We start from the raw sequence: 13906 nt of genomic DNA on the forward strand, positions 1-13906 counted from the left end.
CTACAGATATATTATTCCTGGAGGAAAGGCCCCATCGCCTCAGGCGGCGTTGGCTTCGCGCGGGAAGCGGGCGACGACGATATCCCCCCCCATGGTCACCACCCGGTCGCGGCCGGTTTTCTTGGCCTTGTACATGCGCTTATCGGCGGTTTCCACCAGATCGGACCAGTTGCGGCTATGATCGGCGGTCAGTTCGGCGACGCCGACGCTGGCGGTCTGAACCGTGCCGTCGGGCAGCAGCCCCAAGCCGACCTCGCGCAGCCGCAGCATGGCCTGCAGGGCCCCTTCGGCGCTGGTATTGGGCATCAGGATGATGAATTCCTCGCCCCCCCAGCGCACGATGATATCGCCCCGCCGCAGCACGCTGCGGAAAGCCTCGGCGGCGCGTTTCAGGGCGCGGTCGCCTTCCTCATGGCCGAAGCGGTCGTTGACCGATTTGAAGTGATCAAGGTCGCAAAAGGCGATCGACAGGGTCAGTCCGGCGCGCAGGGCGGCGTTGAACTGCACATCAAGCAATTCCTCGCCAACCCGGCGGGTATAGCTTTTCGTCAGGCCGTCATGGGAGGCCTGATTGACCAATTGGGTCATGAAATGCAGTTGGCTCATCCCCGCCAGGGTCGCCACCACCGCCAAAAGGGTCAGCAGCCACAAGGCGCCCAGGTAATAGCTGAAGGGCTCGAGGGGAAACCCGAGCAAGGCGACGGTCATCTGCGAGGCGATCAGCGGGAAGGCCAGCAGAACTCCCTCAACGGCGGTGATTGGAAAGACGGCGAGGCCGGCGACCATCACATAGGGCAGGAAGGCATAGCCCGAAGCCAACACCTGTTGGGTCGGCTCCAGGGCGATTCCCGACAGACTGGGCACGCTGATGGCAAAGAACAGACAGGGGATGCTCAGCAGCAAAGCCAGGGCGACCAGCGCCGTCGCCACCCGTTCGGTATTGCGAAAGCCGCAGGCCAGACCGGCGAAGGCCGCCGTCGCCGTCAGCCGGAGGCCGGTCAGCACCCCCGAAAGCGGCCAGGGCAGGATCATCAGATCGACGACGATCCACAGGGGCGTGAGAAAAGCGAAAACCATCGCCACCCACCGCACCCGCGAAATGATCAGAAGAGCGCGTCTCCGCCGAACCAAAGGCGAATGGGATATCGGCAAGATAAGATCGCTTATCAAGTCTGGCGTCAGTCCGTTTGTGATCCGCGCCAGCGCAGCGCGGATCGCCTTCATCCCCTCGATCATTGGCTGATGCCAGTCGGCCCTCCCTAAAGAACCATTTTTTGGAAGGATAGGGGGTAGTTTATAGGAAGTAAAATAAATCCTCCACGAAGTCCCCCTTCCCCCCCGGGGGAGGACCGTCCCTATCCCCAGAGCTCGCTGCCAGGGGGATGGATGACGCCGGCGGTGAAGCGCAGCCCCGGCTCGCGGTCGCGGGCCAGCAGCACCGGGCCATCCAGATCGACAAAGGCGGCGCGGCCGCCCAGCAACAGGGCGGGCGCCATCGCCAGCGAGGTGGCCAGCATGCAGCCGACCATCAGGCCCAGGCCGGCGGTCTCGGCGCGATCGGCCAGTTCGATGGCCCCGGTCAGCCCGCCGGTCTTATCGAGCTTGATGTTGATATGGCTGTAAAGCCGGGCCAAGCGCGGCACATCGCCGGCGACATGGGCCGACTCGTCGGCGCAAAGCGGAACCGGGCTCAGAATATCGGCCAGGGCGTCATCGGCCCCGGCGGGCAGCGGCTGTTCGATCAGATCGACCTTGAGCCCGGCCATCGCCGTCAACAGATCGGTCAGATCGCGCGGAGTCCAAGCCTCGTTGGCATCGACGATCAGCCGCGAGTCCGGCGCGCCGCGCCGCACGGCGGCGACCCGCCCCAGCGGATCATCGGCGCCGACCTTGATCTTGAGCAAGGGGCGATCGGCCAGGGTCTTCGCCTTGGCCTCCATCTCGGCCGGAGTGCCGATGCTGATGGTCTCGGCCGTCACCATCGGCTGGGGCTCGGCCAGCCCCAGGGTGGACCAGACCGGCCGGCCGCTGCGCTTGGCCGCCAGATCGAGCAGGGCGCAATCAAGGGCATTGCGCGCCGCCCCGGCGGCCATCGCCGACAGCAGGCCGGTCGGAGTCAGCCCCTCGGCCACGGCTTCGGTCATGGCGGCCAGATCGGCCTTCACTCCCTCGACTGTTTCGTCATAGCGGGCATAGGGCACGCATTCGCCCCGGCCGATCAGCGTCCGTCCGTCCGCCTGGGTCTCGTGGATCTCGGCGAGAACCACATGGGCGGCGGTCTTGGCACCGCGGGAAATCACGAAGGAGCCGGCGATGGGCCAAACCTCGTCGCGGATGATCAGCCGGGGCTTTGTCATGGGATCAGCCCTTCTCGGCCAGACGATCGACCAGGGCGGCGACACCCCCGCGCACCGGATCGACGCAGGGCAGAGCGAAGCGCGCCGAAGTCTCGGCCAGCAAGGCCTTGGCGGCGGCGTCATCGAGCGCCGAGGTGTTGAAGGCGAAGCCCAGAACCTGAACGCCGGGGTTGGTCAGCTTGGCGCATTCGAGATTGAGCGCCATGCAGCTTTCCAGATCGGGCAGCGCCTTGCCGGGCAGGCCACGCATATGCGGGCGGTCGGGCTCGTGGCAGATCACCAGCCAATCGGGCTGGGCGCCATGGAGCAGGCCCAGGCTGACGCCGGCATAGGAGGCATGGAACAGCGAGCCTTGGCCTTCGACCAGATCCCAATGATCGGCCTCGGCGGCCGGTGCCAGGGCTTCGGCCGCGCCGCTGATGAAATCGGCGACCACGGCGTCGACCGAGATGCCGCCGCCGGCGATCAGGATGCCGGTCTGGCCGGTGGCGCGGAAATCGGCGGCCCAGCCCCGGGCCTTCATCTCGCGCTCCATCGCCAGCATGGTGTACATCTTGCCGACCGAGCAATCGGTGCCGACGGCCAGCACCCGCTTGCCCGGACGCCGCAGGCCCGAGGCGACCTTGAGCGTCCCGGTCGGGTGGCGCACGTCATGGAGGGCGACTCCGGCCTTGGCGGCGGCTTCGGCCAGCCCCGGCACCTCGGTCAGGCGCTGATGCAGGCCGGCGGCGATGTCCATGCCCAAGTCGATGGCGCGGAACAAAACGGCCTGCCAGCTTTCGCCGATCACGCCACCCCGGTTGGCGACGCCCAGAACCAAGGTCTGAACGCCCACGGCCTTGGCCTCTTCCAAGGTCAGGTCGGGCAGGCCGAGATCGGCCTTGCAGCCCTCCAGGCGGAGCTGGCCGAGGCACCAGTCAGGCCGCCATTGGCGAATGCCGTTGGCGGTCTTGGCCGCCAGTTGATCGGCGGCATCGCCGAGAAACAGCAAGTAGGGGGTGCGCAGGGCCATCGGAGACCTCTTCAAGGGAGAACGACAGGAGAGAATGCCCGTCGGCGAAGGCCGATCGGACGGTTTCACAGGGACGGTAGCCTCCGCATTCGGCGATCGCAAAGGGTTTCCGCAGGGAGAATTCATCAAGGGGGCCCGGGGGGTGCGGAGGGTATGGCGAAATTCTAGGCAAACTTTCACCATTGCACCCTGCTTGCACAAACGCCCCCCGGGCCCGATAAGTAGGAAACCCGTCCGCCCGCCCACTGGGGAGTTCTGATGAGCATTCATGTCGCCTTGAACCACCGCACGGTCTATCGCTATGACCGGCGGGTGACGCTCTCGCCCCAGGTGATCCGCCTGCGCCCAGCGCCCCACAGCCGAACTCCGGTGCTGTCCTACAGCCTCAAGATCGAGCCCCAGCCCCATTTCCTCAACTGGCAGCAAGATCCCCATTCCAACTGGCTGGCCCGCGTCGTCTTCCCCGAACCGGTCGACCATTTCTCGGTCGAGGTCGATCTCATCGCCGATATGGCGGTATTCAATCCCTTCGATTTTTTCCTGGAACCCGAGGCCGAGCGCTTTCCCTTCGCTTATCCCGAGGATCTGGCCGAGGAACTCGCCCCCTTTCGCCGCAAGGCCGACGCCGGCCCGTTGCTCAGCGCCCTTATCGACTCGGTTGACCTGACGCCGACGCCGACCGTCGATTTCCTGGTCGCCCTCAACAGCCGTTTGCAGCAGCGGATCGGCTATGTGGTGCGCCTGGAACCCGGGGTGCAGACGCCCGAGGAAACCCTGGGTCTGGCCAAGGGATCGTGCCGCGACACCGCTTGGCTGCTCGTCCAGCTTCTGCGCCACCTGGGTCTGGCCGCGCGCTTCGTCTCGGGTTATCTGCTTCAGTTGACCGCCGATCAGAAGTCGCTTGATGGCCCGAGCGGCCCCGAGCACGATTTCACCGATCTGCACGCCTGGGCCGAGGTTTATCTGCCCGGCGCCGGCTGGGTCGGGCTTGATCCGACCAGCGGCCTGTTCGCCGGGGAAGGCCACATCCCGCTGGCCGCCACCCCCGACACGCCGTCGGCCGCCCCGGTGTCCGGTCTGGTCGAACCGTGCGAAACCGCCTTCGATTTCGCCATGTCGATCACCCGCGTCCATGAAACGCCCCGGGTGACCAAGCCCTATAGCGACGAGCAATGGCGGGCGATCGACGCCCTCGGCCGGCGCATCGACACGGTTCTTGGCAAGGCCGATGTGCGCTTGACCATGGGCGGCGAGCCGACCTTCGTGTCGATCGACGACATGGACGGGCCGGAATGGAACACCACCGCCGTCGGCCCCGACAAGGAACGCCTCGCCACCAATCTTCTTCACCGCCTGCGCCAAAGCTACGCGCCCGCCGGGCTTTTGCTGTTTGGTCAGGGCAAATGGTATCCGGGCGAGCAACTGCCGCGCTGGGCCCATCATCTTTTCTGGCGCACCGATGGCAAGGCGCTGTGGCGCACCCCCCGGCTGCTCAGCGACGGCCTCAGCGATCACGGCCACGATACCCGGTCCGCCCGCGCCTTCGTCGAGCGGCTGACCACCCGCCTGGGGCTCGATAACAAGGTCATCCTCGAAGCCTATGAGGATCCCTGGCATTTCCTGGCCCAGGAACGCCAGTTGCCCGCCAATGTCGACGCCTTGGACAACCACCTTGAAGACCGGCAAAGCCGCGACCGGCTGGCCCGGGTGTTCGAGCGCGGGCTCGACAAACTGGTGGGCTATGTGCTGCCCGTGCAGCGCCAGACCCCGCCCAAGGGCGCGGCGGCCTGGAAGTCCGAGGTCTGGAGATTCCGCCAGGAGCACTGTTACCTGATCCCCGGGGATTCGGCCCTGGGGCTGCGCCTGCCGCTGGCCAGCCTGCCCTGGCTCGCCCCCGAAGAATACCCCTTCCTGGTCGAGGAAGACCCCTTCGCCCCGCGCCCACCTTTGGCCGATCCGCCGCCCCTGGCCGCCGCCCCCCCCAAGGACTCGCGCTCGGACGCCGTGGTGCGCACGGCGTTGTGCGTCGAGGCCCGGGGCGGACGCCTTCATGTTTTCATGCCACCGGCCGAGACCTTGGAGAATTATCTGGCCCTGCTCCATGAGGTCGAGGGAACGGCCAGCGATCTGGACCTGCCGATCACCCTGGAAGGCTATTCTCCGCCCCAGGACGAGCGGCTGCGCATGATCAAGATCACCCCCGACCCCGGGGTGATCGAGGTCAATGTCCACCCCAGCACCACGTGGGAGGCCCTGGTCCATACCACCGAGACCCTCTATGCCGGGGCGCGGGCCGAGCGCCTGGGCACCGAGAAGTTCATGATCGATGGCCGCCATGTCGGAACGGGCGGCGGCAACCATCTGGTGGTCGGCGGCGCCACCCCGGCCGACAGCCCCTTTCTGCGCCGTCCCGATCTGCTGGGCAGCCTGATCCGCTATTGGCAGAACCATCCGGCGCTGAGCTATCTGTTCAGCGGCCTGTTCATCGGCCCGACCAGTCAGGCGCCGCGCGTCGACGAGGGCCGCGACGACGCGCTGTATGAATTGGCGATCGCGCTTGACCAATTGCCCGACAAGGCCGACTCCGCGGCCGGCGAGGCGCCACCCTGGCTGGTCGACCGGGTGCTGCGCAATCTTTTGACCGATCTGACGGGCAATACCCACCGCACGGAAATCTGCATCGACAAGCTGTACTCGCCCGATAGCGCCACCGGCCGCCTGGGTCTGGTGGAGTTCCGCGCCTTCGAGATGCCGCCGCACGCGCGGATGAGCCTTGCCCAACAGCTGCTGTTGCGCGCCCTGATCGCCCGCTTCTGGGAAACCCCCTATCAGGCGCCGCTGGTGCGCTGGGGCCATGCGCTGCGCGACCGCTTCATGCTGCCCCATTTCATCGAGGCCGATCTGCGCGACATGATCGACGACATGACCCGGGCCGGCTATGCCTTCGAAACCTCCTGGTTCGCCCCCCATCTGGAGTTTCGCTTCCCGCGCTATGGCGCCGTGCGCCCGGCCGGAGTCGAGATCGAAATCCGCCATGCCCTGGAGCCCTGGCATGTGATGGGCGAGGAGCCCAGCGCCGGCGGCACGGTGCGCTTCGTCGACAGTTCGGTCGAACGCCTGCAGATCAAGGTCCGTGGCCTTGTACCCGGGCGCCATGTGGTTACATGCAATGGACGGCGCCTGCCGCTGACCCCGACGCAAACCCCGGGCGAGGCGGTGGCCGGGGTGCGCTACCGGGCGTGGATGCCGGCGAGTTGCCTGCATCCGACCATCCCGTCGCAAGCGCCGCTGGTGTTCGATCTGGTCGATCTGTGGAACGAACGCTCGCTCGGCGGCTGTACCTATCACGTTGCCCATCCGGGGGGGCGCAACTATGAAACCTTCCCGGTCAACGCCAATGAGGCGGAAAGCCGGCGCCTCGCCCGCTTCTTTCCCTTTGGCCATACCCCCGGACCGATGGCGGTGCCCGAGGACGAGCGCAATGACGACTTCCCGATGACGCTGGACCTGCGCCGCCGTCCCGGCCCATAAGGAGGTATCCGACGGAGACTCCCATGACCGCCAATCAGACGGCCGCGCTGCAGGCCTTTCTTCCCGGAATGGACCTGCCCGCCTATCAGGCCCCTTCGGGCTTCGACGAGATGGTCGAAGCCGATGGATCCTTGCGACCGCGCTGGCGCCCGTTCATGGAATTGCTGGCCGCCCAACCGCCCGGGGAAATGGCCCGGCGCTGGGATCGCGGCCTGCGGCTGATCCGCGACGCCGGGATGACCCACACGGCGCCCGGCGGCCCAACCGACGGCACGCCGGCCCGGCCGTGGACGCTCGATCCGGTGCCGCTGCTGCTCGATGCCCGGGAATGGGGCTATATCGAATACGCCCTGACCCAGCGCGCCACCTTGTTCAACGCCGTTCTCGCCGATCTTTACGGCAACCGCGCCCTGCTCAACGAGGCCCAGGTGCCCCCCGCCCTGGTCCATGCCAATCCCGGGTTCCTGCGTCCGCTCCACGGGGTCAAGCCCAAGGACGGCACCTTCTTGCACTTCTACGCCGCCGATCTGGCCCGGGCCCCCGATGGCCGCTGGTGGGTGGTCAATGATCGCACCGAGACCCCCTCGGGGGCCGGCTACGCCCTGGAAAACCGCCTGATCATCAGCCGCATCCTGCCCGATTTCTATCGGGCGACCGAGGTTCAGCGCCTCGCCCCCTATTTCATGAAGCTGCGCGAGAACCTGACCCGGCTGGCGCCGCGACCGATCGACAATCCGCGCATCGTTGTCTGGACGCCGGGTCCCTATAACGCCACCCACCCCGAACACGCCTATCTCGCCCGCTATCTGGGGCTGACCCTGGTCGAGGGCGAGGACATGACCACCCGCGACCGCCGGGTTTATCTGAAAACCCTGGAGGGGTTGAAGCAGGTCGATGTCATCATCCGCCATAACGGCGGGGGATTTTGCGATCCGCTGGAATTGCGTGGCGAAAGCACCCTCGGGGTGCCGGGACTGGTGGAAGCCGTCCATGCCGGCACGGTGACGGTGGCCAATGCCATCGGCTCGCGGCTGGTCGAGGCCCCGGCCTTCATGCCCTTCCTGCCGGCCTTGTGCCGGCGGCTGCTCGGCCAGGAACTGGTGATGCCATCGCTGGCGACTTGGTGGTGCGGCCAGGAGCGGGAATCGCGCTATGTGCGCGACCATCTTGATGATCTGGTGGTGCGCCCGGCCTTCAACGTCCACGCCCCGCCGATCGCCGTCAACCGCCTGGACGCCAAGGCCCGCGCCACCTTGCTGGCCGATCTCGCCGCCCGTCCCTGGGCCTATGTCGGACAGGAGGCGGCGATGGTGTCGACCACCCCGGTCTGGGAAGGCGGGCGGCTCACCCCGCGGCCGATGATCATGCGCGTTCACCTCGCCGCCTATGGCGACAGCTATGTGGTGATGCCGGGCGGCCTGACCCGCGTCGCCCCGCCCGGGGTCGATGACCAGCCCTGGCGGATCAACGCCGATCGCGACGGCGGCGCCAAGGATACCTGGGTGCTGTCCGACGAGCCGGTGGCGCCGATCACCTTGTTGCGCGACAACGCCGAGCCGCCGCGCCGGGGCTCGCGCGACCTGCCCTCGCGGGTGACCGACAACACTTTCTGGCTGGGCCGCTATGCCGAGCGCTGCGAGGATACCGCCCGGCTGTTGCGCAAGGCCTGCATGCTGGCGGCCGAAAACGGCTTTGGAGAACCCGAATTGGCGGTGGTTCTCTCGGTGATGGCCGGGCTTGGCCATCTGCCGGTCGAAGAGGATTACAGCGAGCCGACCGTGCAGGAGGCCGCCCTGCGCATCTTGCTGTCGATCAACGCCGACCCCGAGGAACCGCTGGGTCTGGTGGCCAATCTCGCCAATCTGCGCCGCGCCGCCAATGCCGTGCGCGATCGCCTGTCGGTCGACACCTGGCGGGTGGTCACCCGGCTGTGCGAAGCGCCCTTCGACGCCCCGGGAACGCGCGGACCGCTTGATCTGGAAACCCCACAAAGCCAGCTTGACGGGCTGATCATGACCCTGCTCGCCCTCGACGGGCTGGCCTTGGAAAACATGACGCGCGGCCTGGGCTGGCGCTTCCTCGATATCGGCCGGCGGCTGGAGCGGGCCCATCATGTTCTTGACCTGTTGAGCGCGCCGTTGATCGCCGATACCGCCGACATCGGCCCGGCGCTCGACGTCATCCTCGATATCAATGATTCGGCGATGACCTATCGCTCGCGTTACCTGTCCCTGCCCTCGCCGGCCCCCGTTCTCGACATTTTGCTCAGCGATGAAAGCAACCCGCGCTCGCTTGGCTATCAGGTCGCCTTGCTGGCCGAGCATATGGAGGTTCTGGCCCCCGATCAGGCCTTCGGTCTGCGCACCGAGGAACAAAGGCTGATGATCCGCCTGCTGGCCAGCGTGCGGGCGACCGATCCGCGCGCCATCACCCTTGATCCCAAGCCCGAGGCCGGACAGATCGCGCTGTCGTCCCTGCTGAGCGACCTGCGCGACGGCTTGTCGGGCCTGGGGCACGCCCTGACCTTGCATTACTTCGCCCATGCCGTGGAAACCCGCGCCGATATCGCCGGCCACCCGGACCTCGAATCGGCCCAGGCGGACCATGCCGCCACCTTGCGCCCGCCGATCCACCCCATCCCCCCCAAACCGGAGTCCGCGCCCGTGTCCCCCCAGCGCGCCGCCCCCCCCTCGCCGCCAGCCCCTTCCCTCGCCGTTCCCGGCCCACAGCCGGAGGCCAAGGCGTGACTCCCTTGCCGATCGTCGATCCGGGTCCGCCGGTTCTTTACGACGTGGAGCATGTGACCTCCTATCGCTACGCCCTGCCGGTCACCGTCTCCCACCAATGCGCCCACCTCAAGCCCCGCTCCTTCGCCACCCAGCAGGTGCTTTCGACCCAGTTGGGAGCCACCCCGCTGCCCGAGATCCGCTCGGAGCGGATCGATTATTTCGGCAATACGGTGACCAGCTTCTCGTTGTCCGAACCCCACGAGAGCCTGACGGTGGTCGCCCAAAGTCAGGTGCGCATCCTGCCGCCAACCCTGCCGGCGGCGGCGGACACCCCGCGCTGGGAAGAGGTGGCCGAGCGCCTGCGCCTGGGCTTTGGCGCCGATACCCTTGACGCCTGCCAGATGCTCTACCCCAGCGGCCATGTGAAAACCCTGCCCGAGGTGCGGGCCTATGCCCTGCCCTCCTTTCCGCCCGACCGGCCGATCCTGGAAGCCGCCATCGACCTGACCGGCCGCATCCACGCCGATTTTACCTATGACCCGACGGCGACGACGGTGGCGACGCCTTTGGCCGAGGTGCTGGCCAAGCGCCGGGGCGTCTGCCAGGACTTCGCCCATCTCCAGATCGCCTGCCTGCGCTCGATGGGGCTGGCGGCGCGCTATGTCAGCGGCTATGTGCTGACCTGCTCGACCGAAAGCGGCGAGCGCCTGGAAGGCGGCGACGCCAGCCATGCCTGGGTCTCGTTGTATGTGCCCTGCGCCGCCGCGCCCAACGGCGGCTGGATCGATCTTGATCCGACCAACGATAAGTTGATCACCCGCGAGCATGTCACCGTCGCCTGGGGCCGCGACTTCGAGGATGTCAGTCCGATCAAGGGCGTGATGCTCGGCGGTGGCGCCCAGACCGTCAGCGTGGCGGTGACGCTGCGCCCCAGGACCAACGGCCCGCGGGCGCGGACGGAAAGCCCGGCGTGATCCCCGTCGCCGGCGTAAGCCTTTTGACCGCCACGGTTCTTACCCTGGCGGTTTCCCTGGGGGCGCCCGCGTCCCTGACCTGGGGGACGGGCCTCGCCCTCGCCCTTTATATCCTGAGCGTCTGGGGCCGCATGCGCAGGGCGGCCCGCTTCTACATCCTGGCCGCCATCGCCGCCTCCGCCCTGGCCGCCGCCGTCGGCAAGCTTGACCCCGAGGCGTTGCGCCGGGCCATCGCGGCGATGGGCTTCGTCGCCACGCTGTTCGTGTCCTTTGGCGTGCTGCGCGAGGCGGCCTTGACCTCGCCGCTGGTGCGACGCTGCGGACGTTTTCTGGCCCACCGGCCGCCGGGCTGGCGCTATCTGGCGCTGACCCTGGGCGGCCATCTGTTCGGCATGATCTTGAACTTCGGGGTGATCCCGCTGCTCGGCACCATGGTGACCGAGGGCACGCGGGCGGCCGACCATCCCGAAGAGGATGCCGATCAGGCGCGGCGCGCCACGGTCAGGCGGTTGCGCATGACCCAGGCCATCCACCGGGGCTTCGCCGCGACCCTGACCTGGTCGCCGCTGACCGTCAGTCTGGCGGTGATCCTGACCGCGCTACCCTCGCTATCGTGGAGCGCGGCGGCGCCGGCCATGCTCGCCGCCGCCGCTGGCTTCGTCGCCATCGGTTGGGTGATGGACCGCTTCTCGCGCGCCCGCCTGCGCGTCGCCCCGCCGCCGGCCAGCCCGGAAGAGGAACAGGGATCCTGGGCGCTGGTGCTGCCGGTGCTCGCCCTGGTCGGCGCCATTCTGGGGGTGGGCTGGCTGATGGAGGAAGTTTTTGGTATCCGGCTGGTCATCGGCGTCATGCTGTTCGTGCCGCTGCTCGCCGCCGCCTGGATCGTTCTGCAAGACAGCGCCGTTCTTGGCTTCGGTCTGGCGCTGAGCGATACGGCCACCCGCCTGGGTCATTACGTGCGCGACACCCTGCCCGCCTATAACGGCGAACTGGCGATCGTCGGTTCGGCCAGCTTCATCGGCGGGGTGGTGACCGGGCTGCTCCATGCCGACGCCGTGCCGGGCCTGCTGGCCGGCATCGGCCTGCCGTCTTGGGCGCTGATGGCCATTGTGCCCTGGCTGGCCATCGCCTTTGGTCAGATCGGCATGAGCCCGGTGCTGGCGATCTCGCTGCTGGCCGCCGCCATCCCCTCGCCCGAGAGTCTTGGCCTGCCCGCTCCGGTGATGGCCGTCACTTATAGCGGGTCGTGGGCGCTGATGGCCGCCTCGTCGCCGTTTACCGCGGCGGTGGCGCTTTCGGCGCGGGTCGCCACCGCGCCGGGCCGGCCGGTGGGGGCGGCGGCTTTCGGGGCGCGCGACAACGGCGGCTTCACCGTGGTCTGCGCCTTGGCCCTATCGCTCTACGTCATCGCCCTGACCAGACTTATGGCATAGGCCCTTTGCCTGAGGCCGAACACGCAAGCAGCACTTGCCGCGCCGGGGGGCTAGGCCTATAAATCAACAAGCGGGGTTTGCCCGGCTTCCGGCAGGACAACGGTGCGGGTTAACCGAGTCGAGGGACCGACATGAATCAGCTCACAGCGGCCGGCGATAGCCGATCCCTGACCACCGTCAAGGGGGCCAACGCCCTGTCGACCGTGGATGAACAGGTATTCGTCACCATCTACGTCGAAAAGCAGCTTTTCGGCATTCCCGTCGAACGGGTCCAGGACATCCTGATCCCCGAGAAGATCGCCCGCATTCCGCTGGCGCCCCCGGAAGTTGCCGGGGCGATCAACCTGCGCGGCCGTATCGTCACCGTCATCGAGGTGCGCAAGCGCCTGGGCCTCAAGGCCAAGAAGACCGGCGGCCCGGTGATGTGCGTCACCGTCGAACTGGGCAACGAGCTTTACAGCCTGATGGTCGATTCGGTGGGCAATGTGCAAACCCTGCCCGTCGCCCGCATCGAAGCCAATCCGACCACACTTGATCCGCGCTGGCGCGCCATCTCGCGCGGCGTCGTCCGCCTTGACGGCGAACTTCTGGTCGTCCTTGACGTCGATACCTTCCTGACCTTCGGAACCAATTAAGCCATCGGGCCTGTCGCGGCCCGCCTTTCCGATCGCGCTGTCAAAGCCGCCGTTTCCCCGTTGATCGCGGGGATCGGGCGGTTTCGGCTGGCTGTTTGGGGAAGGGACGAGCCATTCGCACGCTGCGGATTTTGGTCGGACTAGATCGGTCGATGTTGATCGAAGTGCCCGGGCAACCGTGCCGCCGATGCGGCGCGTAAACGACCCCTCGCCGAGGATTGGAAACTTCACGAAGCCGAGGTCAATCTCAATGGCGGTCTCAAGAGCAGCCAGTCTCTCAGACCAGGACGAAAAACGATCGTATCTCATCACGTGGCAGGGGGGCTAAAAGCCAGATCAGCCGCCTGTGCACCGCCATCGACGAGCGCGTGAAGGCCTTCCTTGGCCGACCCCCGATCTAGGGAGACTGGCCCACGCTCTGGAGCCACGCCACGTACGTGAAGGTCCGTCAGGACAATCGGACCGTCTCTGTTGCCGTGACCATCGCCATCGCGGTCAACGCTGAGAGGCGGCGCGAAGTCTTGGGCATGGATATCGGCCTCTCGGAAGCGGAACTTTTTTGGACGGATTTCCTGCGCAAACTGAACTGAAGAGGCCTGAAAAACGTCAAATTAGTGATCTCGGACGCCCACGAAGGCATCAAGGCCGCCATTTCCAAGGTCTTTTGCGCCACATGGCAGCGCTGCCGTGTGCATTTCATGCGCACAGCCCTCTCTCACGCTGGGAAAAGCGGTCGGCGCATCGTTGCCGCCTTTATCGGGACCGCTTTCGCCCAAAACGACGAGGCCTTGGCTCGGGCGCAATAGCGGCAGGTCGCTGACCAACTGCCTCCCAAGACCCCAAAGCTTGCCGCTTTGCTCGATGAGGCAGAGAACTGATGTCTTGGCGACAGGGCCTTTCCCAAGGAGCATCGGACCAAGATGCACAGAACCAATCCCATCGAACGCCTCAACGCCGAGATCAAGCGCCGCACGGACGTCGTCGGCATCTTCCCCAACGAAGCCGCCATCACCCGCCTGATCGGAGCGATCTTGCTGGAGCAAAACGACGAGTGGGCGGTACAGCGCGCTCGTTACATGCCCCTGGAATCCGTCGCCTCTTTGGGCGATGATCCCCTCTTAAGCCTGCCGCCCGTCGCGGTGGCTTGATTACTCCGGACAAACTTCCCGGAGATCAAACGGCAACCACGCAACGGGACACAATCAAAAACCTCAGATCACCTCACAACGCAAGAC

Annotated in this window: 8 protein-coding genes and 1 pseudogene; 6 read left to right on the plus strand and 3 right to left on the minus strand. The window is 66.7% G+C overall.

Annotated features, from left to right (window positions below; translation table 11 throughout):
- Positions 1 to 39 precede the first annotated feature (39 nt).
- The 3 genes from RRU_RS13210 to dgcN form a co-directional block, all read right to left on the minus strand.
- Entirely contained in the window at positions 40 to 1077 is a 1038-nt protein-coding gene (locus tag RRU_RS13210; RefSeq protein ID WP_011390308.1) for a GGDEF domain-containing protein, read from the minus strand.
- A gap of 278 nt (positions 1078 to 1355) precedes the next feature.
- Positions 1356 to 2357, minus strand: a complete 1002-nt coding sequence (dgcA, locus tag RRU_RS13215; RefSeq protein ID WP_011390309.1) for an N-acetyl-D-Glu racemase DgcA — start codon at positions 2355 to 2357, stop codon at positions 1356 to 1358.
- A 4-nt stretch (positions 2358 to 2361) separates the two neighbouring features.
- A complete protein-coding gene (dgcN, locus tag RRU_RS13220) occupies positions 2362 to 3369 on the minus strand; it encodes an N-acetyltransferase DgcN (RefSeq protein WP_011390310.1) in 1008 nt (335 codons plus the stop codon).
- Positions 3370 to 3627: 258 nt separating this feature from the next.
- On the opposite strand from dgcN, the gene RRU_RS13225 reads away from it, so the two are divergent.
- The 6 genes and pseudogenes from RRU_RS13225 to RRU_RS13250 form a co-directional block, all read left to right on the plus strand.
- Positions 3628 to 6900 carry a DUF2126 domain-containing protein gene (locus RRU_RS13225; RefSeq protein WP_011390311.1) on the plus strand — a complete coding sequence of 1091 codons (3273 nt, stop codon included), beginning with the start codon at positions 3628 to 3630 and terminating at the stop codon, positions 6898 to 6900.
- 23 nt (positions 6901 to 6923) lie between these two features.
- Positions 6924 to 9647: a circularly permuted type 2 ATP-grasp protein gene (locus RRU_RS13230; protein ID WP_011390312.1), complete on the plus strand. Its 2724-nt coding sequence runs from the start codon at positions 6924 to 6926 to the stop codon at positions 9645 to 9647.
- On the plus strand, positions 9644 to 10603 hold the full coding sequence (locus RRU_RS13235) for a transglutaminase family protein (RefSeq protein WP_011390313.1): 960 nt from the start codon (positions 9644 to 9646) through the stop codon (positions 10601 to 10603). Before RRU_RS13230 ends, RRU_RS13235 begins: the two co-directional genes overlap by 4 nt.
- Positions 10600 to 12036 carry a hypothetical protein gene (locus tag RRU_RS13240; RefSeq protein ID WP_011390314.1) on the plus strand — a complete coding sequence of 479 codons (1437 nt, stop codon included), beginning with the start codon at positions 10600 to 10602 and terminating at the stop codon, positions 12034 to 12036. The genes RRU_RS13235 and RRU_RS13240 overlap by 4 nt, the downstream gene beginning before the upstream one ends.
- 131 nt (positions 12037 to 12167) lie before the next feature.
- Positions 12168 to 12671: a chemotaxis protein CheW gene (locus RRU_RS13245; RefSeq protein WP_011390315.1), complete on the plus strand. Its 504-nt coding sequence runs from the start codon at positions 12168 to 12170 to the stop codon at positions 12669 to 12671.
- Positions 12672 to 12952: 281 nt separating this feature from the next.
- A pseudogene (locus RRU_RS13250) lies at positions 12953 to 13819 on the plus strand (IS256 family transposase); the annotation flags it as partial.
- Between the last annotated feature and the right edge of the window lie 87 nt (positions 13820 to 13906).

The organism is Rhodospirillum rubrum ATCC 11170, assembly GCF_000013085.1.
Classification (GTDB): Bacteria; Pseudomonadota; Alphaproteobacteria; order Rhodospirillales; family Rhodospirillaceae; genus Rhodospirillum; species Rhodospirillum rubrum.